General features: G+C 67.5%; 18 protein-coding genes. 11 read left to right on the top strand and 7 right to left on the bottom strand.

Translation table 11 applies throughout. The features are described from left to right. Window positions 1–18: 18 nt before the first annotated feature. Window positions 19–474 (top strand): transcriptional regulator NrdR, encoded by a 456-nt coding sequence (nrdR, locus tag DTS01S_RS06630; RefSeq protein WP_012206755.1) that lies wholly within the window; start codon window positions 19–21, stop codon window positions 472–474. Between the two features lie 66 nt (window positions 475–540). On the opposite strand, the gene aroC is transcribed toward nrdR, so the two are convergent. Beyond that, entirely contained in the window at window positions 541–1,638 is a 1,098-nt protein-coding gene (gene aroC, locus DTS01S_RS06625; RefSeq protein WP_016451332.1) for a chorismate synthase, read from the bottom strand. Window positions 1,639–1,963: 325 nt separating this feature from the next. On the opposite strand from aroC, the gene DTS01S_RS06620 reads away from it, so the two are divergent. Then, entirely contained in the window at window positions 1,964–2,335 is a 372-nt protein-coding gene (locus DTS01S_RS06620; RefSeq protein WP_239009656.1) for a helix-turn-helix domain-containing protein, read from the top strand. Window positions 2,336–2,436: 101 nt separating this feature from the next. Here the strand turns inward: DTS01S_RS06620 and DTS01S_RS06615 are convergent, their stop codons facing one another. Further along, on the bottom strand, window positions 2,437–2,889 hold the full coding sequence (locus DTS01S_RS06615; RefSeq protein ID WP_012206758.1) for a CBS domain-containing protein: 453 nt from the start codon (window positions 2,887–2,889) through the stop codon (window positions 2,437–2,439). Between the two features lie 106 nt (window positions 2,890–2,995). Here DTS01S_RS06615 and DTS01S_RS06610 point away from each other — a divergent pair, with 106 nt between their 5' ends. Next, on the top strand, window positions 2,996–4,294 hold the full coding sequence (locus DTS01S_RS06610) for an O-acetylhomoserine aminocarboxypropyltransferase (RefSeq protein WP_017406117.1): 1,299 nt from the start codon (window positions 2,996–2,998) through the stop codon (window positions 4,292–4,294). A 22-nt stretch (window positions 4,295–4,316) separates the two neighbouring features. After that, window positions 4,317–5,126, top strand: a complete 810-nt coding sequence (locus DTS01S_RS06605; RefSeq protein ID WP_061287465.1) for an alpha/beta fold hydrolase — start codon at window positions 4,317–4,319, stop codon at window positions 5,124–5,126. 48 nt (window positions 5,127–5,174) lie between these two features. On the opposite strand, the gene DTS01S_RS06600 is transcribed toward DTS01S_RS06605, so the two are convergent. After that, complete coding sequence (locus DTS01S_RS06600; RefSeq protein WP_034367320.1) at window positions 5,175–6,650, bottom strand: acetamidase/formamidase family protein; 1,476 nt, start codon at window positions 6,648–6,650, stop codon at window positions 5,175–5,177. A 160-nt stretch (window positions 6,651–6,810) separates the two neighbouring features. Here DTS01S_RS06600 and DTS01S_RS06595 point away from each other — a divergent pair, with 160 nt between their 5' ends. Then, complete coding sequence (locus DTS01S_RS06595) at window positions 6,811–9,243, top strand: acetamidase/formamidase family protein (protein WP_061287464.1); 2,433 nt, start codon at window positions 6,811–6,813, stop codon at window positions 9,241–9,243. A gap of 13 nt (window positions 9,244–9,256) precedes the next feature. On the opposite strand, the gene DTS01S_RS06590 is transcribed toward DTS01S_RS06595, so the two are convergent. Then, the gene (locus DTS01S_RS06590) at window positions 9,257–10,078 is read right to left on the bottom strand and encodes an alpha/beta fold hydrolase (RefSeq protein WP_016451331.1); all 822 of its coding nucleotides are present in this window, start codon (window positions 10,076–10,078) and stop codon (window positions 9,257–9,259) included. A 216-nt stretch (window positions 10,079–10,294) separates the two neighbouring features. On the opposite strand from DTS01S_RS06590, the gene DTS01S_RS06585 reads away from it, so the two are divergent. Continuing rightward, the gene (locus DTS01S_RS06585; RefSeq protein ID WP_016447505.1) at window positions 10,295–10,648 is read left to right on the top strand and encodes an Mpo1-like protein; all 354 of its coding nucleotides are present in this window, start codon (window positions 10,295–10,297) and stop codon (window positions 10,646–10,648) included. Here DTS01S_RS06585 and DTS01S_RS06580 read toward each other — a convergent pair. Continuing rightward, window positions 10,645–11,997 (bottom strand): YihY family inner membrane protein, encoded by a 1,353-nt coding sequence (locus tag DTS01S_RS06580; protein WP_061287463.1) that lies wholly within the window; start codon window positions 11,995–11,997, stop codon window positions 10,645–10,647. The genes DTS01S_RS06585 and DTS01S_RS06580 overlap by 4 nt on opposite strands. A 101-nt stretch (window positions 11,998–12,098) precedes the next feature. Here DTS01S_RS06580 and DTS01S_RS06575 point away from each other — a divergent pair, with 101 nt between their 5' ends. Beyond that, the gene (locus DTS01S_RS06575; protein ID WP_016451330.1) at window positions 12,099–12,497 is read left to right on the top strand and encodes a DUF2069 domain-containing protein; all 399 of its coding nucleotides are present in this window, start codon (window positions 12,099–12,101) and stop codon (window positions 12,495–12,497) included. Between the two features lie 44 nt (window positions 12,498–12,541). Then, a complete protein-coding gene (locus DTS01S_RS06570; protein WP_017406726.1) occupies window positions 12,542–13,972 on the top strand; it encodes an FAD-binding oxidoreductase in 1,431 nt (476 codons plus the stop codon). Window positions 13,973–14,050: 78 nt separating this feature from the next. Here DTS01S_RS06570 and DTS01S_RS06565 read toward each other — a convergent pair whose 3' ends face one another. Next, the gene (locus DTS01S_RS06565; protein WP_016447509.1) at window positions 14,051–14,632 is read right to left on the bottom strand and encodes a hypothetical protein; all 582 of its coding nucleotides are present in this window, start codon (window positions 14,630–14,632) and stop codon (window positions 14,051–14,053) included. Between the two features lie 176 nt (window positions 14,633–14,808). Between DTS01S_RS06565 and DTS01S_RS06560 the strand changes: the two genes are divergently transcribed. From DTS01S_RS06560 to DTS01S_RS06550, 3 genes are all read left to right on the top strand, one after another. Next, complete coding sequence (locus tag DTS01S_RS06560; RefSeq protein ID WP_016451328.1) at window positions 14,809–15,633, top strand: thymidylate synthase; 825 nt, start codon at window positions 14,809–14,811, stop codon at window positions 15,631–15,633. 21 nt (window positions 15,634–15,654) lie between these two features. Then, window positions 15,655–16,155: a dihydrofolate reductase gene (locus tag DTS01S_RS06555; RefSeq protein WP_017406729.1), complete on the top strand. Its 501-nt coding sequence runs from the start codon at window positions 15,655–15,657 to the stop codon at window positions 16,153–16,155. A gap of 95 nt (window positions 16,156–16,250) precedes the next feature. Next, on the top strand, window positions 16,251–17,333 hold the full coding sequence (locus DTS01S_RS06550) for a metallophosphoesterase (protein WP_016447512.1): 1,083 nt from the start codon (window positions 16,251–16,253) through the stop codon (window positions 17,331–17,333). 196 nt (window positions 17,334–17,529) lie between these two features. Here the strand turns inward: DTS01S_RS06550 and DTS01S_RS06545 are convergent, their stop codons facing one another. Next, the gene (locus tag DTS01S_RS06545) at window positions 17,530–20,136 is read right to left on the bottom strand and encodes a TonB-dependent siderophore receptor (RefSeq protein ID WP_061287462.1); all 2,607 of its coding nucleotides are present in this window, start codon (window positions 20,134–20,136) and stop codon (window positions 17,530–17,532) included. Window positions 20,137–20,404 lie beyond the last annotated feature (268 nt).

Below are 20,404 nucleotides of genomic sequence, written 5' to 3'. Positions count from 1 at the left end.
AGCGCATAGAGGCCTGCCATGAAGTGCCCGTTCTGCAGCCACCCGGACACCCAGGTCGTGGAGACCCGTGAGGCCGAGGATGGGGGCTTCATCCGCCGCCGCCGCCAATGCGGCGGCTGCGACAAGCGCTTCACCACCTATGAGCGGCCCGAGGTCAGCTTCCCCGCCATCGTCAAGAAGGACGGGCGGCGCATCGAGTACGAGCGCGCCAAGCTGCTGGGTTCGTTCAAGATTGCGCTGCGCAAGCGTCCCGTGAGCACGGAGCAGATCGATGCCGCCATCGAGCGCATCGAGGAACGGCTGCGCAACCTGGGCGAGCGCGAAGTGCTCTCCAGCCGCCTGGGCGAGATGGTGATGCGCGAGCTCAAGCTGCTCGACAAGGTCGGCTACATCCGCTACGCCAGCGTCTACCGCAGCTTCGAGGACGTGGACGACTTCAAGAACGTCATGGATGAAGTCCGCAATCCCGGCTGATCAGGCCGGCAGGACACAAGAAAGCCGCCCTTGGGCGGCTTTCTCTTTGGCGTCCTGGCAGCGCTTTCAGGGCGCCGCGGCAGGAATCGGCGCCAGGCCTGAATCGACGTCGCCGCACTGGGCGCGGTGGCGCAGGGCGTGGTCCATCACCACCAGGGCCAGCAACGCTTCGGCGATGGGCGCGGCGCGGATGCCCACGCAGGGGTCATGGCGACCCTTGGTGATGACTTCGGTGCTCTGGCCCTGGGTGTCGATGGACTCGCGCGGCGTGATGATGGAGCTGGTGGGCTTGATGGCGATGCGCACCTCCAGATCCTGGCCCGTGCTGATGCCGCCCACGATGCCACCGGCGTTGTTGCTGCGAAAGCCTCCAGGACTCAGCGAGTCGCCGTGCGTGGTGCCGCGCTGGACCACGCTGTCGAAGCCCGCGCCGATCTCCACGGCCTTGACGGCGTTCAGGCCCATCATGGCGTAGGCGACGTCGGCATCGAGGCGGTCATACAGCGGCTGGCCCAGGCCCACCGGCATGCCACTGGCCTGCACGCGCAGCGCGGCGCCGCAGGAGTCGCCCGACTTGCGCAGCGCATCCATGTATTCCTCGTAGCGGGACACATCGGCCACCGGCGCAAAGAAGGGATTGTTGCGCACATGCTCCCAGCTCTCGAAGGGCAGCGACAGCTCGCCCACCTGGGTCATGCAGGCGCGGAACTCGGTGCCGAATTTTTCCTTGAGCCACTTCTTGGCCACGGCGCCGGCCGCCACCGTGGGCGCCGTCAGCCGTGCGGAGGAGCGGCCGCCGCCGCGCGGATCACGGATGCCGTACTTCTGGAAGTAGGCGTAGTCGGCATGGCCGGGACGAAAGCTTTGCGCAATGTTGGAGTAGTCCTTGCTGCGCTGGTCGGTATTGCGGATCAGCAAAGCGATCGGCGTGCCCGTGGTACGGCCTTCGTAGACACCCGAGAGGATTTCCACCGCGTCCGGCTCGTTGCGCTGCGTCACGAACTTGCTGGTGCCGGGGCGGCGGCGGTCCAGGTCGTGCTGGATATCCGCCTCGCTCAGTGCCATGCCAGGCGGGCAACCGTCGATGACGCAGCCGATGGCCGGGCCATGCGATTCGCCGAAGTTGGTGACAGTGAATAGGGTTCCGAAGGTGTTGCCGCTCATAGGCCGATGATTATGCCCGGGTCGCCCCCAGGCGCCGCTCCCGCTGCAGCGGTGCATTGCGCAGGCTGCCATCTCCTGCAAAGAAACAATAAAACTATCAAATTACAAATATTGATAGCTAGAATTACAGAACATTGTTCTTCAACCGCCTGCGGACCATCCCTCAGGCACCAGCCGCAACTTGCGGGAGATTCGTGAAATGCAGACCTCTTCCGGCTCAACGCAACGCCAGGATCGCAGCGATCCTGCGAGCAGCACTCCACCGCCCTCACCCATCCTTCAACAGGATGCCGGTGACCAGAATCTTCACCCCACCCTGATGACCATGCTGCTGGTCTCAGCCAGGCCCGATGATTTCAGAACCCGCAACCGGCTTGCCCAGGCCAAGCAGTACATGCGGGCCCGGCTGGATGACCCCGAGCTCAAGCCCCTGCAGGTGGCCCAGGGCCTGGGCATGTCGCTGCGCAGCCTGGCGCGCCTGTTCGCCACCGAGGGACTGACTCCCAGCCGCTGGCTCTGGAACGAGCGCCTGGCCCAGGCCCACCTGCTACTGCAGGCCGACAATGCGCGGCGCGTGACCGATGTGGCGATGGCCTGCGGCTTCACCAGCTTCTCGCACTTCAGCCGCGTCTTCAGGCAGACCTATGCCGTGCCGCCCAGCGCCTTGCTCAAGCCCCGGCGCAGCAGCGTGCATTGAACGGGCTTGCGCCCGGCCGTAAAAAAACCAAGGCCTGCGCCGCGTTCTGCGGTCGCAGGCCTTGCTGCATGGGCAGGGGCGGTCTTGCCGCGACCGGATGATCAGTCCGCGCCCTGGCGCTCGCCTTCGGGCCAGTCGCGGATATAGGCCTTGAGCATGCGGTTCTCGAAGTTCTGGCTGTCCACCACGGCCTTGGCCACGTCGTACAGGCTGATCACGCCCATCAGCATGCGCTTGTCCATCACCGGCATGTAGCGCGCATGGCGGTCCAGCATCATGCGGCGCACCTCGTCCATGTCGGTTTCCATGGTGCAGGTCATGGGAGCGTCGTCCATGGCCGAGCGCACCAGCGTCTCGCCCACGCCGCCGTGCTTGACAAAGCCCTGGATTACTTCGCGGAAGGTCAGCATGCCGACCACGTCGCCGTGCTCCATGACCACGAGGGAGCCTATATCGCGCTCGGACATCACCTGCACCGCGCTGGCCAGGCTTTCGTCCGGCGACACCGTGTAGAGGGTGTTGCCCTTGACGCGCAGGATGTCACTTACTTTCATGCCGTATCTCCAAGATTGTCTGTGTCGCCGTGGTTGCGGCAAGCCCATGTCTGCCGGGAAATATAGCCCACAATGCCCGCTTGCCTTGACAACCATGGAGACAGGAATGCCCGGCTACTCGGATCCCGGCTTTGACACTCTGGCGCTGCACGCGGGCGCACAGCCCGACCCCGCCACCGGTGCGCGCGCGACGCCCATCCACCTCACGACCTCGTTCGTGTTCGAGTCCAGCGACCATGCGGCCTCGCTGTTCAACCTGGAGCGCCCAGGGCACGTCTACAGCCGCATCTCCAATCCCACGAACGCCGTACTGGAGCAGCGCGTCTCGGCCCTGGAAGGGGGCGTGGGCGCCATCGCCGTGGCCAGCGGCCAGGCGGCGCTGCACCTGTCGGTGGCCACGCTCATGGGCGCGGGCAGCCACATCGTGGCCAGCACGGCGCTGTACGGCGGCTCGCAGAACCTGCTGCACTACACGCTGGCGCGCTTCGGCATAGAAACCACCTTCGTCAAGCCCGGCGACATCGACGGCTGGCGCGCCGCGGTGCGCCCCAACACCAAGCTGTTCTTCGGCGAGACGGTGGGCAACCCGGGCCTGGATGTGCTGGACATCCCCACCATCAGCGCCATAGCCCATGAAGCCGGCGTGCCGCTGCTGGTGGACTCCACGCTGACCTCGCCCTGGCTGATGAAGCCGCTGGAGCATGGCGCGGACATCGTCTACCACTCGGCCACCAAGTTCCTGTCGGGCCACGGCACCGTGGTCGGGGGCATCGTGGTGGATGGCGGCAGCTTCGACTGGGAAAAGTCGGGACGCTTCCCGGAGCTGACCGAGCCCTACGACGGCTTCCACAACATGGTGTTCAGCGAGGAAAGCAGCACTGGCGCCTTCCTTCTGCGCGCACGCCGCGAAGGCCTGCGCGACTTCGGCGCCTGCATGAGCCCGCACACGGCCTGGCTGATCCTGCAGGGCATAGAGACGCTGCCGCTGCGCATGGAGCGCCATATCCGCAACACCGAGAAGGTGGTGCAATTCCTGGCCAGCCATCCGCTGGTGGGCCGCGTGGGCCACCCGCTGCTCGATACCCATCCCTCGCACCAGCTCGCCAAGAAGCTGCTGCCGCGCGGCGCAGGCTCGGTGTTCAGCTTCGACATCAAGGGCAACCGCAACCAGGGCCGCAAGTTCATCGAGACGCTCAAGGTCTTCAGCCACCTGGCCAACGTGGGCGACTGCCGCAGCCTGGTCATCCACCCTGCCAGCACCACGCACTTCCGCATGAGCGACGAGGCGCTGGCCCAGGCCGGCATCGGCCAGGGCACGATCCGCCTGTCCATCGGGCTGGAAGACGCAGACGACCTGATCGACGACCTCAAGCGCGCCCTCAAGGCGGCCGAGAAGGCCGCGTGAATCGGCAAGGGAGACACCAACAATGAAGATCGATGTTCACGGCCACGCCATCTACGCCTATACCGGCGGCAAGGCCTTCAATCCCGCACAGCCGACGGCCATCCTCATCCACGGCGTGCTGTGCGACCACAGCGTCTGGGCACTGCAAAGCCGTTACCTGGCCAACCACGGCTGGAACGTGCTGGCCATAGACCTGCCGGGCCACTGCCGCAGCGCAGGCGATGCGCCGGCCAGCGTGGAGGCGGCGGCGGATTTCATCGGCCAGCTCATGGATGCGGCAGGCATCGAGAAGGCCGCGCTGGTAGGCCACAGCTGGGGCAGCCTGATCGCCATGGAAGCGGCCGCGCGGCTGGGCGCGCGCGTCAGCCACCTGGTGCTGGTGGGCACGGCCTATCCGATGAAGGTCTCGCCCGCCCTGCTGGACTCCGCACTGAGCACGCCAGAGCAGGCCATCCGCATGGTCAATGTGTTCTCGCGCGCCACGCTGGCGCCACCCAGCGGCGCAGGCAGCTGGGTGTTCGGCGCCGGCATGGCGCTGGGCCGGCGCGTGCTGGCCAGCAATGAGCGCACCAACCTGCTGCACACCGGCTTCAAGGCCTGCGACAGCTACGCGGGCGGCGAGGCGGCCATGGCGGCGCTGCAATGTCCGGTCCTGTTCGCCCTGGGCGAGCAGGACCAGATGACGCCGCCCAAGGCCGCCAAGGGCCTGATCGAGGCGGCCCGGGGCGCGCAGCGCCAGGTCAGCATCGTGCACCTGCCCAGCGGCCACAACCAGATGACCGAGGCGCCCGACCAGACGCTGTTCGCCATCCGGGATTTCCTGGCGCGCTGAGACCGGCCGGGTCCTGCCCGCAGGGCAGGCACGCACTCACTCACGCACTCACGCCCCGCGCGCGGGGAAGATGCTCTTTTTCACGAGCGCGTGCACGCCCCAGTTGCCATCCACCACCTGGGTGATGCCGAAGTCCACGGCAATCGACATCAGCGAGATGGCCTCGTCCTCTCCCAGCCCCTGGGTGGTCATGAGGAAGTGACGCATCTTGTGATAGGCGTCGCGCAGCGCCAGGTCCACGGAAGACTTCTTGAAGATCTGGTTTTGCGCATCCGGCCCCAGCTCCGCCAGGTAGTTGGCGTAGCTGAAACCGTGCAGCAGCCATTCGTCCTGGGTTTCGAGCAGCGGATAGGCCAGCTCGGCCAGCGGCGTTCCAGGCAGGTCCGCCTTCTTGTGCAGGATCAACTGGAAGGTGCCGGTCAGCGAGCACTCGATGGCCGTGCCGCACAGCTCGGAGTCCCCCTGCGAGGCATGCGGATCGCCCACGGTGAAGTTGGCCCCTGGCACGGCCACGGGGAAATACATGGTCGCCCCCTTGCCGATGCGCCAGTTGTCGATGTTGCCGCCCGTGTGGTTGGGCGGAATGGAGCTGGCCATCTCCACCTCGGCCGGCGCCACGCCGATGGTGCCGAAATGCGGGCGCACGGGAACGCGGATATTGCGCAGCACGTTTTCGTTCTTGCTGATCGTGCGGTGGTCCACGGGCACGCCCGGATAGTCGATGGTCGGGTGGACCACGCCGAAGGGGTCGGTCTGCGGCGTCCAGCGGTAGTTGTAGACGGCGCGGGCCCAGTTGCGCTCGCCGGTCGCATCCACCTCGTAGATGGTGACCACCTCGCGCTTTCGGGGCTCGGTAAGCGTGTCGCCATAGTGAAAGCCCCAGTTCGCCGCCGCATTGCTGCCGAAGGTCCGGCCCTTGAACTGCGGGTTGCCCGAGGGGCGTGGCACCACATCAATGATGCGCACTTCCAGCACATCGCCGGGCTGGGCGCCCTTGATGCGTACCGGCCCCGTGCAGATGTGCACGCCCTGGCCGCCACCTGCGCCGTTCTTGGCATCCATGGGACCGGCGCCCCGGCGATCGACGTTCTTGCGCTGGCTGTCCCAGTGGAACACGCTCTCGGCGCCAGGGTCGCCCCGGACCATGCGTTCGGCATCGTCATTGGCATGGTGGGTCAGCGTCTCCATGGTCACGTAGTCGCCCGATTCGACTTCGACCACCGGCTTGGCCGATCTGCTGAAGTAGCCCCAGAGCACGGTGCTGGCAGAGGCGGGAATGTAGTAGTGGCTGGCCATGCCCTGGCCGGCCCGGGCGCCAGGCGCACCCTGGGCAAAGGCCCGGGACGGTGCCATCGCACCGCTGATGGCGCCGGCCGAGACCGCGCCGCCACCGACCACCATGGCGTCGCGCAGGAAGGAACGGCGTGCAACCTGGAATTCCTCGCGGATCAGCGTCTCATCGGCTGGCGAAGCACCGTGCTGGCAGCCCGGGCCGCAGATATGTTCTTGGTGGGGGATGGTCATCGAAAATACTCCTGCTGTTGTGGATCAGTGCCGGCAGCGCCAGTGTCCAGGCGAGCATGTCCAGGCCGGTTGTTCCTGCGCGCACAAAAACTTGTCGCGGCTGCCATCCGGTGCGCCGGGCTTGGACAGGCAGTACGCGGCAGTTCATAGTTCGCCCCTGATGCACGACGATCCAAGACGCTTTTCCACCCACGCATTTCCCGATGCCTTGCGGCAGGCTGCGCTCAATGAGGCGCTGTCCAGGGCAGACATCCATGGCGAAACGCCCACGCCGCCGGCCACCCACCTGGCGCTGCGCAGCTCGCCACTGGGATCGGTATTCATTGCGCTGGCCACCTCGCCGCTGACGCTGCGGGCCGTGGCCAAGCGGCTGCGCGGCCCGGGCCTGCTGCTGTGCGCCTTGCTGCAAGGCAGCGCCGATGCGGTGGTCGAGGACGCCGCGTTCCCGCTCAAGGCCGGCTCCGCGCTGCTGCTGGAGTCAGACCGGGACTGGCAGCTGCAGTTGCCCGGCGACGGCCGCCTGCTGCTTGCGCGGCTGGAGTCCTCGAGCTTTCTGCTGCGCCTTCTGCGCTCGTGCCCGCCCGAGGCCAGGCACATCGGCGGGACAGGCGGTGTGGGGGCCATGTGCATGGCAATGGCGGCCTCACTGGCAGAGCAGATCGACACACTGGCACAGGACGATCTGCTGTCGGTGGAGGCCACGCTCACCGACATGCTGGTCACCTGCCTGACACCGCGCGCCGGCAATCCCGACCAGGAGCAGGCCGAGGCGACCGAGCCGCCCAGCGCCGTGCAGCTTGGCCATCTGCGCCGCATCTGCCGCGCCATCGAAACCCGGCTGGGCGATGCCGAGCTGTCCATCGATGCCATCGCCGAAGCCGAGGGGCTGTCCACGCGCTATCTGCAAAAGCTGTTCAAGGGAGCGGCCACCAGCTTCAGCACCTACCTGCGCGAACGCCGGCTGGAGCGCTGCCGCATGGACCTGAGCAACCGCTCGCTGCAGCATTTCTCCATCGCCGAGCTGTGCTTTCGCTGGGGCTTTGGCGATGCCGCCAACTTCAGCCGCGCCTTCACGGCCCGCTATGGGCTGTCCCCCAAGGCCTATCGCGCCAGTCCGGCGCGCGTGCAGGATGCGCCGCCCGGCCAGCGCGGACGCCCCTCGCCCGCAGAGAGCGCTGCGCAGGGTGCAGAACCGGCCGCAGCGCGCCTGGCACACAGCCCGTTCCAGGCCCTGCTGCGCGACCATGCACGCTACGCCCAGGCGCTGGCCCTTGTGCCCAAGCGCTCGGCGCACGCAGACAATGGCGGTACGTCGCCCCAGCATTACTACCTTCCGGTCTCCGACAAGACCGTGCACTGGGGCTACCTGAGCCGTTCACTCAAGCCCGTGCTTTCGGTGCGCTCGGGTGACGTGGTGACCATGGAGACGCTGACCCAGCATGCCTCGGACGACTGGGAACGCATGATCGAAGGCGATCCGGGCGCCGAAAGCGTGTTCCACTGGACCGCAGCCCAGAAGGCCGTGGACCGGCGCGGCGCGGGCCCGATGGATGCCTCGATCTACGGCCGCGGCGCAGGCGAGGGCTTCGGCGTGCACATCTGCACCGGCCCCGTCTATGTGCATGAGGCCGAACCTGGCGACCTGCTGGAGATACGCATCCTCGACGTGCAGCCACGCCCCAGCTGCAGCCCCGCCCACCACGGCCGTGTCTTCGGCAGCAACGCCGCCGCCTGGTGGGGCTTTCACTACCGCGACCAGATCACGGAGCCCCGCCAGCGCGAAGTGGTCACCATCTACGAAATCGACCACGCACTGCCCGAGGAGCCCACGGCCCGCGCCGTCTACAACTACCGCTGGACGCCGCAGACCGACCCCTTCGGCGTGGTCCATCCGACCATCGACTACCCGGGCGTGCCCGTGGACCCCGCCAGCATCACCCGGCGCTTTGGTGTACTGGACAAGGCACGCGTGCCGCTGCGTCCGCATTTCGGCATGCTGGCCGTGGCACCGCGAGAGGCCGGCCTGATCGACTCCATACCGCCGAGCTACTTCGGCGGCAACCTGGACAATTGGCGCGCGGGCAAGGGAGCCACCCTCTTCCTGCCCGTATCGGTGCCCGGCGCGCTGTTTTCGGTGGGAGACCCGCATGCATCCCAAGGCGACTCGGAACTGTGCGGCACGGCCATCGAATGCTCGCTGACCGGCAGCTTCGAGCTGCGGGTGCACAAGCGCGCCGCGCTGGACAACCGCTTCCTTGCAGAGCTGGACCACCCTTTCCTGGAGACCGGCTGCGAATGGGTGATACAGGGCTTCAGCTTCACCGACCACCTGGCCGAGCTGGGCAGCCAGGCGCAGTCCCAGGTCTATCGCAAATCATCGCTGGAAGGCGCCATGCGTGACGCCTTCCACAAGGCAAGGCGCTATCTGATGCTGGCCCACGGGCTGGACGAGGACGAGGCCGTATCGCTGATCTCCGTGGCCGTGGACTTCGCCGTGACGCAGGTGGTGGACGGCAACTGGGGCGTGCACGCCGTGATCAAGAAGAAGCTGTTTCCGCCGGAGCTCTCGGCGTCCGCCCAGGCGGGCCACTGAAGCCCACCCGGGGTCAGACCCGTGCCAGGAAACGGGCGATGCGCTGGGCGATGCGCTCGGGCTGCTCGCGGTGGGGGACGTGGCCGCCACCGGCCACGATCTCCACCTCCACAGGGCCGCGCGCCCGGTCGCGGATGCGCTCGGGGTGGACCAGGGAGCCGAACTCGTCATGCTCGCCGTGGATGGCCAGCACCGGGCAGCGCACGCGCTCCAGCGCCTCGTCCAGCCGGTAGTCGGCAAATGGCTGCGACAGCCAGGTATCGACCCAGGCAGACAGCACCCAGGCGGCCTTGTCGCCGTGGTATTTCTCCAGGCGCGCCAGCTGGCCGGGCCGGGCGAAATCCTGTTGGGCCGCACGAATGCCCTGCAAGGTGCGATCTTCCACGAAGGCCTGGGCGGACTCCGTGACCACCGCCTTGCACTGCGCGCCGTATCGGGCCGCCACCATGGCGGCCATGCCGCCGCCCACGCTGTGGCCCAGCACGATGAAATCCCCAAGGCCCAGCCCCTGGTGCACTGCCGGAAACACGGTCTCTGCCTCCCGGGCCACAAAGCCCGGCCCCAGCGTGCCCGGATAGGGGTCGGACTGGCCAAAGCCCAGCCGGTCGTAGGCCAGCACATCGCGGCGCGTGGCCTCGGCCAGTTGCTGCGGGAAATCGCGCCACAGCGCCACCGAGCCCAGCGAGTCGTGCAGCAGCACGATGGGCGCGCGGGCCAGGGACTCTTCGCCGGCCGCCGGCGCCTGCCAGCGCCTGACGTAGATGCTGCCCTGGGGCGTGGAAATGCGGGTTTCGCTCAGGGATGCGGGGATGTCGGTCATGCAGGAGGAAGGCATCGAAAAACTCCATGCCGGTCAGCGCCGGCCCGGCAGACATCATGCGCCCGCATGCCGCCAGAGGGCGACACCGTGGCGACGCGCAGGGCAGAATGCGGCAGCTTTTGTCTCTCTCGGGGCAGCTTTTGCGAACCTGGGCGCGCGGGTTCCTCCGATGGTGAGCGGCAAGGCAGCAGCGTATAAGTTGACCCTACCCCATGCTTGCGAAGGCCTGCCATGTCACACGCTTCCGCTCCCCTGCCCGGCGCCGCACAGGCTGCCGTGGACCCGCGCCAGTTCAAGAGCTTTGCCGAGTTCTATCCGTTCTACCTGCAGGAGCACAGCAACCGCACCTGCCGGCGCCTGCACTTCGTCGGCTCCACGCTGGCGCTGCTGTGCCTGTTCGCGCTGTTCCTGACCGGCAATTTCTGGTTCCTGCTGGGCGGCCTGCTGTTTGGCTACGGCTTTGCCTGGATAGGGCATTTCGGCTTCGAGAAGAACCGGCCCGCCAGCTTCAAGCGCCCGCTCTACAGCTTTCGCGGCGACTGGGTGATGTGGCGCGACATCCTGACGGGCCGCATCCCGCTCTAGACCGGAGCCTGCGGCCTTTGCTCCAGCAGATCGGCCAGCGTCATGCCTGCCAGCCCCGTGCGATCCCACAGCGGCTGCACGGCCGGCGACGGCGCCAGCAGCAGACGCTGCACCAGCGGCTGCAGCGGCGTGCGATGGGGCTCCACCAGCAGCATGTAGCGGGGCTCGGGGCCTTCGCTGGCCGCCACAGTGCCGGGGGCCTGCACCGTGCCCACCCAGTCCAGCACCGACAGCGCCTGCAGCACCGGATCGATCTGCTGCCAGTCCACACGCAGGCGCCGCGCCAGATCGCTGGCGTACAAGCCCTTGGCGGGCGACTCGCGCTCCTGTGCGAGGTACTGCAGGATCTCCACGGCCATCTCGAACTGCCAGCCCTGCTGGCCCGGCATGCGCTGCACGCCCGCCATCACGATGGGCAGGTAGGCCGTGACCACGGCGCCCAGCAGCACGATGACCCAGGCCATGTAGATCCAGATCAGCAGGATGGGCAGCGTGGCGAAGGTGCCGTAGATGACCGAATAGGTAGGCACCGAGGCCAGGTACAGGCCCAGCGCCTTCTTCGCCAGCTCCATGCAGGTGGCCACGAACAGGCCGCCCACCCAGGCATGGCGCCAGCGCACCGCCGTGTTGGGCACGTAGTGGTACAGGCCCGCCATGCCAGCGGCCAGCGCCAGGTACTCGATGGAATCGAAGATGAAGCGCAAGCCTTCGGGCAGCGCATTGACCAGCCCGCGCGAGGCCGACATCACATAGGACGACAGCACCAGGCTCAGGCCCAGCACCAGGGGGCCCAGCGTGATCGCCGCCCAGTAGATCAGCACGCGCTGGCCCAGCGGCCGCAACTGGCGCACGCGCCAGATGTTGTTGAGCGTGCGGTCAATGGTGAGGATCAGCGCCACCGCCGTGATCACCAGAATGGAAAACCCCGCCATGCCCAGCTGGCTGGCCTTGGAGGCGAACTGCGTCAGATAGCCCAGCACCTGGCGCGCGATGGTCTCGGGGATCAGGCTGTCGATCAGCCAGCGCTCCAGCACGATCTGCACGCGGGAGAAGATGGGAAAGGCCGTGAACAGCGCCAGCGCCACCGTGAAGAACGGCACCAGGGCCAGCACCGTGGTGAAGGTCAGGCTGCTGGCGGTCACGCCCAGCCGGTCCTCGCGAAAGCGTTCGCGCAGCGTGTGTGCGGTATTGCGCCATGGAAAGCAGCGCCAGCGTTCGCGCCACGATCTCGGCACCGCAGGCTCGGGCGGCTCGGCCAGGGACAGGCTGCGCTCCCGGGCAGGAACGGGCAGCGCCAGGGAGCCATCCTCCAGGCCATCGACGGGCTCCTTTTCGGGGCCGCCGCTCATCGCCACATCTCCGCCGCAAGGCGCATGTCTGCAGCGGGCGCGGCCATCCAAGCAATCACATGTTCAAAGGTCAAGACCATGGCCGATATGATGCCACCCCGATGACTGATTCCATTTCTCGCCCCGGCGCCGATGTCGCCGCCACCCGCTGGCTGGCGGTCTCCAGCCTCATGGGCCTGATCGTGCTGAGCCTGGCCTGGGAACTGTGGCTGGCGCCCATGCGGCCCGGGGGCTCCTGGCTTGTGCTCAAGGCCCTGCCGCTGGCGATTCCGCTGATCGGCCTGCTCAAGCACCGCATGTATACCTACCGCTGGGTCAGCCTGCTGGTGTGGATCTATTTCACCGAGGGCGTGGTGCGCGCCTGGAGCGACCCCGCGCCCGGGCGCTGGCTGGCGCTGCTCGAAGTTTTCCTGTGCCTGATGCTGTTCACCGCCTGCGCCCTGCATGTGCGCTGGCGCCAGCGCAGCGCGCGCCGCGCGGCCCAGGCGGCCGGCGGCTGAGCCCCCCGTTTTCATGCCTTCACGTCTTTGAAAGAAGTTGCAACATGACTGCACTGCTTGAACGCCTGCGCCAGATCGTCGGCGAAGCCCATGTCCTCACCGAGGGCGACCTTGTGGCCTACGAACAGGATTGGCGCCGCCGCGTGCGCGGCAAGTCCCTGGCCGTGGTACGCCCGGCCAGCACGGCCGAGGTGGCCGCCGTGGTGCGCGAATGCGCGGCCGCAGGCACCAGCATCATCCCGCAGGGCGGAAACACCGGCCTGTCGGTGGGCTCCACGCCGGACGACAGCGGCACGCAGGTCGTGCTCAGCCTCACGCGCATGAATGCCGTGCGCAACATCGACCGCGACAACCTGAGCTTCACCGTCGAGGCCGGCTGCATCCTGCAAAGCCTGCAGGAGCTTGCCGAGAAAGAGGGCCTGCTGTTCCCGCTGTCGCTGGCCGCCGAAGGCAGCTGCACCATTGGCGGCAACCTGGGCACGAACGCGGGCGGCACCCAGGTGGTGCGCTACGGCAACACGCGCGAGCTGTGCCTGGGCCTGGAAGTGGTCACCCCGCAGGGCGAGATCTGGGACGGCCTCAAGGGCCTGCGCAAGGACAACACCGGCTACGACCTGCGCGACCTGTTCATCGGCAGCGAAGGCACGCTGGGCATCATCACCGCCGCCACCATGAAGCTGTTCCCCCAGCCTGCGGCACAGCTCACGGCCTTCGCCGCCGTGCCCTCCATGGAAGCGGCCGTGCGCCTGCTGGGCATGGCGCACCAGTACCTGGGCGCGGGCCTGACGGGCTTCGAGGTCATGGGCCAGTTCGCGCTGTCGCTGGTGATCAAGCACATGCCCCAGCTGCGCGTGCCCTTTGCCGGGCTGATCGGCGCGCCGCCCTACTACGTGCTGGTCGAGAATTCGGACAGCGAGTCCGAGCAGCATGCGCGCGAGCGTTTCGAGGCGCTGCTGGAGCTGGCCTTCGAGGACGGCTGCGTCCTCGACGCCGTGGTGGCCGAAAGCCTGTCGCAGGCCCATGAGCTGTGGCACATCCGCGAAAGCATTCCGCTGGCCCAGGCCGAGGAAGGCCTTAACATCAAGCACGACATCTCCATCGCCGCATCGCGCATCCCCGCCTTCGTCGAGCACACCGATGCCGTGCTGCAGCGCGAGATCCCTGGCGTGCGCCTGGTCAACTTCGGCCACCTGGGCGACGGCAACCTGCACTACAACGTGCAGGCGCCCGAGGGCGGTGACGCCAAGGCCTTCCTCAACGAGCGAGAGCACCTGGTCAACCACCTCGTCTATGAAGCCGTGGCCGAATTCGGCGGCTCGTTCTCGGCCGAGCACGGCGTGGGTGCGCTCAAGGTGGACAAGCTGCAGAAGTACCAGTCCCCCGTGGCGCTGGGCATGATGCGCGCCATCAAGCAGGCGCTGGACCCGCAGGGACTGATGAACCCGGGCTGCATCCTGCCAAGGCAAGCCTCCTGAGCGCAACGCCGCCCCTTCTGGGGCAGCGCCGGGTTTGCACGCGCCGTCCTGAGCCAGGAGCGGCACGTGCCTGCCTTGTCAGGAAACCGGTTTGGCCTCGATATTGGCCATCGTCTTGTTGACCTGTTCGGGCCAGGCGATGTCGGCGCCGGCCGCATCGGAGAAGTCGGACTGTTTGCCGCCGGTGAGCAGCCACACGCGCAGGGCATTGCGGGCGGGATCGATCACGATGGCGCCCATTTCCTCGCCGCCCTGGTGCGGGCGCAGGCCGACGATGCTCCAGACATCTCCTTCCTTGGTCAGCGGGCCCACGGTCCGCATATTGCTCAGCAGGGTCGGGTAGCTGGTGCCCAGCAGCGCCTTGAGCCGGTCGGCCAGCACGCCCTGCTCCAGGTAGTTGGTGCCGTCGTAGGGATACTTGCCCACGTACTCGGCCAAGCTGTCCAGGCCGGGCTCCCCTGCCTTGGCGGTGGAGGGCATGCGCGTGCGCGCGGGAAACGCCAGCACCAATTCCGGAGCTGGCGCAGCCACATCGAGTGCGACGGACTGCGCGGCCTTGGGAGTCGGGACGGAGGGAGAACGCGGATCGCAGGCTGTCAGCGCCAGCATGGCGACACCCAATGCAACGGCGGCCTGCCAGGGGGAGAGCATGGAAGACATGCGCAAGCTCCTTGTCAAAGCGGATGCGAAAAAAGCGGTGACGCCGGTGCGAAAGCCTGGGCAATGCACCGGCACCAGTCTGCGGGCATTTTCGCACCCGGGGCGCCAGACCTTGTTTCAAGGGGCATGGATACCGTCGGACAAGACGCCGTATTCATCAAGGGATAATCCGGAAGATGAACACGACTCCTGCGCCCCGCCCAGCCCGCTCCCAGTACGAAGATTTCATGCGCCATGTGTACGAGCACGGCGTGTCCAAGACCGACCGTACCGGCACGGGCACGCGCAGCGTGTTCGGCCACCAGATGCGCTTCGACCTGTCCGAAGGCTTTCCGCTGGTCACCACCAAGAAGGTGCACCTCAAGTCCATCATCCTGGAACTGCTGTGGTTCCTGCGCGGCGACAGCAATGTGCGCTGGCTGCAGGAGCGCGGCTGCACCATCTGGGACGAATGGGCCCGCGAGGACGGCGACCTGGGCCCGGTCTATGGCGTGCAATGGCGCAACTGGCCGACGCCGGACGGCGGCCACATCGACCAGATCGCCGAAGTGGTCAAGCAGCTCAAGAGCAACCCGGACAGCCGCCGCATCATCGTCAGCGCCTGGAACGTGGCCGACCTGCCGCAGATGGCGCTCATGCCCTGCCACGCCTTCTTCCAGTTCTACGTGGCCGACGGCAAGCTCAGCTGCCAGCTATACCAGCGCAGCGCGGACATCTTCCTGGGCGTTCCCTTCAACATCGCCAGCTACGCGCTGCTGACCCACATGCTGGCCCAGCAATGCGACCTGCAGGTGGGCGACTTCGTCTGGACCGGTGGCGACTGCCACATCTACAACAACCACTTCACCCAGGTCGAGACCCAGCTGGCGCGCCAGCCCTTCGCCTACCCGACGCTGCAGATCAAGCGCCGGCCCGACTCCATCTTCGGCTACGAGTACGAGGACTTCGAGGTCGTCGGCTACCAGCACCACGAGCCCATCAAGGCCCCCGTGGCCGTCTGAGGCAGCAGAAAGACCCGCCCGATGGCCATCCATCTCATCTACGCACGCGCCGCCAACGGCGTCATCGGCAAGGACAATGCCATGCCCTGGCACCTGCCCGAGGACCTGGCGCACTTCAAGCAATTGACCCAGGGCTCGGCCGTGGTCATGGGCCGCAAGACCTGGGACTCGCTGCCGGCCCGCTTCAGGCCGCTGCCCGGGCGCACCAACATCGTGGTCACGCGCCAGGCGGACTGGGCACCCGAGCCAGCCGCCCCCGGCGTGCTGCATGCCACCAGCCTGGAGCAGGCCCTGGCGCTGGGCCGCCAGGCATCCGCCGACGTGTGGGTCATGGGCGGTGCCCAGATCTACGCCCAGGCCCTGCCGCTGGCCGACAGCATCGAGGTGACTGAAATCGAACGCGACTACGAAGGCGACGCCTTCGCGCCCACGCCGGGCCCCGAGTGGCAGGAAGCCTCGCGCAGCCGCCATGTGGCAGCCAATGGCCTGCCCTACAGCTTTGTGCGCCTGCAACGGCGCTGACACGGTCCTGTCGCAAACGGGGCTGGCGGGCACGGCGGGTCTGTGCAAATAATGTCGGTTTTCCAAGCCTGCGCCGTCTTTTGCATCTTTCCGCCATGAGCCTCGTCCAGCCCCTGCCCCCCGGTCCGCTCGACATCGTCGGCGACATCCATGGCGAAGCCGAAGCGCTGGAGCATCTGCTGGGGCACCTGGGCTACGACGCGCTGGGCCGCCACCCCCAGGGCAGGCGCCTGGTCTTCGTGGGCGACTTCTGCGACCGGGGTCCAGACAGCCCGGGCGTGCTGGCCCGCGTGGTGCCCATGCTGGAGTCGGGCCATGCGCTGGCCGTGCTCGGCAACCACGAAATCAACCTGCTGCGCGAGGATGCCAAGGACGGCTCCGGCTGGTTCTTCGACAGCCGCGTGGCCTCCGACACACCCAAGTACGCCCCGTTCGCACGCATGCCGCTGTGCGATATCCCCGACACCCTGGCCTTGCTGGAGCGGCTGCCCATCGCCATGGAGCGCGAGGACCTGCGCGTGGTCCACGCGGCCTGGCGCCCGCAGCAGATCGCCATGGCGCGCGAGCTGCCGCCGGGCAGCGCGCGCAGCGCCTATGACCACTTCGAGGCCGTGGCCGCCCAGCAGGCCCAGGTCAACAAGGTGGCCGAGCGCATGCGCGCCGAGCGCCGGCAATGGCCGCATGACCTGGAAGACCGCAACTGGCTGCCGCCCTTCCTGCCCGCGCACAGCGAGAGCGAACTGGCCAAGGCCATGGTCAATCCGCTGAAGGTGCTGACCTCGGGCGTGGAGCGCGAATGCCGCAATCCCTTCTACGCGGGCGGCAAGTGGCGCTTCGTCGAGCGCGTGGCCTGGTGGAACGAATACGAGGATGCCCAGGCCGTGGTCGTGGGCCACTACTGGCGGCGCCTGAATCGCGGCGGCCCGTCCTTCCACGGCGCCCAGGCCGAGAACCTGTTCGGCCAGACGGGCCCACTGTCCTGGCACGGCCGGCGCGGCAATGTGTTTTGCGTGGACTACTCGGTCGGCGGCCGCTGGAATGCCCGCCTGGCGGGCGAGGACCCGCAGCAGCGTTTCAAGCTTGCCGCCATGCGCTGGCCTGAGCGCCGCCTGGTGTTCGACGACGGAGCCCAGGCGGACAGCGAGGAGTTCGGCGTTGCGGCGGCCGCTGCCGCATAGCACGCGCCAGATACGCGGCGCTTAGCGTCAGCAGCAGCGAGCGCGGTGCGCCATAGCAGTTGTTGCCCGACACCGTGTTGAACGAAGGCACGTAGCAGCGCCTGTCCAGCAGGTTGCTGGCGTTGGGCGCCACGCCCAGAGGGTGTCCGCCCCCCTCCGAAGAGAGGGGGAAGCGGCGCAGCCGCTCAGGGGTGCCTCAGAACGTTCCGCGCAGCGTCAGCATCACATTGCGTGGCTCGCCATACCAGTTGTTGCCGCCGCTGGTGCCCACTGTGCGGTAGTAGACCTTGTCGAACAGGTTGTTCAGGTTGAGCACGGCCTGCCAGTTGCGGTTGATGCGGTACTGCACGCTGGCATTCCACACGGCATAGCCGCCCTGGCTGAACTTGAAGGGCACGGCCGCGCCATCGAACTTGCCCGAGTCAGGATTGAAGGCCTTGGCCGTGCCGCTGACGAAATGCGCGCTCTGGATATTGGCGCCGCCGCCAATCGTCCATTGCGACAGCTCGCCCGGCAGGCGGTAGGTGCTCCACAGCTTGAACAGATGCTTGGGCGTGACGGAGTGGTAGATGCCTTCGATGCCCGGCGTCTTGTTGTGGTTGCGGTTGAAGGTGTAGCCGGCAAACAGCTGCCAGCCGCGCGCCAGCTCGCCCGAGATCTCGCCTTCCACGCCCTGGCTGACCACCTTGCCCTTGCTCAGCCAGCAGCAGTTCAGGCCCGCGTCGCCGATGTCGGTGTTGGGGTAGGAGGGATCGGCCACGGCCTCGCCATTGCGCTCTATGCGGTACAGGGCCATGGAGGCCATCAGCCGGCCCTCGTTGAACTCGCCCTTGGCGCCCAGCTCGAAATTGCGGCCCTTGATGGGATCCAGCGGCGTGCCGGGCAAGGGCCCACCCAGCTTGTCGGCCTGGGACTTGTGGATCTCGGCGACGCTGCCGTAGGCCGTCCAGCGGTCGTCAATGTCGTAGACCAGGCCGCCATAGGGCGTGAAGATACCGCTCTCGCTATTGGACGACACGATGCGGCTGGTGAGATTGCCGGCCTGGTCGAAGCGCAGCCAGGGTGTCTGCGTTGCATAGCTGGCGCGGCGCGCGCCGACGATGGCGGTCAGGCGGTCCGTCAGGCTCAGGTTGAGCCGGCCGTACAGGCCCTTCTGCGTGGCGCCATAGCCCGCGAAGCTGCGCGTCTTCCAGACGAAGCTGGGCAGGGGAATGGCGCCCGGGTCGAAGCCGAACACGTTGATGCCCCCCGGCATGTCCACCTCGGACAGAAAGGTGTCCTGCGTGTCACGGATCTTGGCCCAGTCCGCGCCCAGCAGCAGCCGGTGCCTGCGCCCCAGCAGGGAGAACGTTCCGCTGACGTTGGCATCCAGCGCCTTCTTGGTGGAATAGAAATCGTTGGAGAACCCGCTGAGCGCCGCGCCCAGGCCGGTCGAGGGGTCCACCGCCCCGGACATGTCCGCCAGACGGCTGTCGCTGTCGACCTTGACGTAGTTGGCATGGGCTCGGACGCGCCAGTCGCCTTGCAGCCGTTGCTCCAGCTGCGCAAACAGTTCCTTGTTGGTTCTGTCGTAGTGGCCCCAGCCGGCCATCAGCGCCGTGCTGCGCGGCAGGTGCAGATCGTCGCCATTGGCCGCGCGCGGCAGGCCGCTGCGCCAGGGCAGGCTGGCCGACTTGTCGTAGCTGCCGCCCAGGGTCAGCTTGGTCGCAGGCGTGAGATCGGCTTCCACGATGCCGTAGAGCAAGGTGTTGCGCGCATCGGCGTAGTCATAGAAGAACTCGCGGTCGCTGTGCGCCAGCACGGCGCGGCCGCGCACCCGGCCATCGGCAGCCAGGGGGCCCGCCACATCAAGTTCTGCACGGCGCTGGTTCCAGCTGCCCACCGAGGCCGAGGCCAGCACCTGCGGCTGTGCCGTGGGGCGCTTTCTCACCAGGTTGATGGAGCCGCCGGGCTCGCCATTGCCGCTGTACAGGCCGTCCGCGCCGCGGATCACCTGCACGCTGTCGTACATGGCCATGTTGGGGTCGAAGGTGCCCTGGCTGAAGGCGTCCACCGCCGCTCCGTCGATCTGGACATTGCTGATCTGGAAGCCCCGCGCGTAGAAGCTGTTGGCCGTGCCGCCCAGGCCGCCCGAGCCCGCGTAGTCCACCGTCACGCCCGTGGTCTGCTGCATCACGTCGCCCACGGAGACCAGGCCCTGGTCCTCGATGCGCTGGCGTGTGACCACGGAGATGGACTGCGGCGTCTCGCGCACGCTCTGCCCCTTGCCCAGCGACACGCGCGAGGCCGCATAGGAGCCCGAACCCTCCGTGGTATCGCCAGCGTGTGCCTGGGCCGTGACCAGCACCGTGCCCAGCGCAGCATCGGCTGCCGGCGACGGCTCCCTGAGCGGCGCCTTCAGCGTGTAGGCGCCCGGTACGGCGTCGATCACGGTCACGCCCGTGCCGGCCAGCAGCCGGTCCAGCGCCTGGCGCGGCGTGAAGCGGCCCTGCAAGGCCGGCGAAGTGCGGCCTGCAACGATCTGCGGATCGAACAGCACCTGGTGCTGGGCCTGCTGCGTGAACTGGCGCAGCGCGCCGGCCAGCGGCTGGGGCGCGATGCTGAAGGCCAGCTCCCCTGCCTGCCCCGCCTGCACGGACGATGGCTGCTGCGCCTGCACCGCCGGCTGCGCCAGCGCAACCAGGGCTGCGGCCACCAGCGACGGCATCCTTGCCCGCCGCCATGGCCTGCCCCTGCGCTGAAACTCTCCTCCCCAAATGCCCGCGCCCATGGCGGCGCTGCCGTGTTCTTTTCCTGCTTGCATCCCTGCTCCTGCTGCACTGTGTCCATTGCCCGCTGTCGCGGTGTGCGCGGTGGGTGGCAGGCAGACAGTTGAGCGTCCACCCGCCACGCGCGTGCGCGGCCGTCGCGGTTGTTGGCTGAGCTGTGCACTGGGCAGCGGCCTGGCTGGCAACCATGGAGGCGCGAGAAAACCCGGCCTCCATGAAGGTAAAACCCGCTGCCGCGCCAAAGTGGGAACGTGGACGAACCGAGAAAGCGGGTTGTTTACATTAATTTACAAATAGACAAGG

The organism is Delftia tsuruhatensis NBRC 16741 (genome assembly GCF_001571325.1).
Taxonomy (GTDB): Bacteria; Pseudomonadota; Gammaproteobacteria; order Burkholderiales; family Burkholderiaceae_C; genus Comamonas; species Comamonas tsuruhatensis.
The sequence above is the reverse complement of the archived record's forward strand: the minus strand, read 5'-3'. Positions and strand labels throughout refer to the sequence as shown.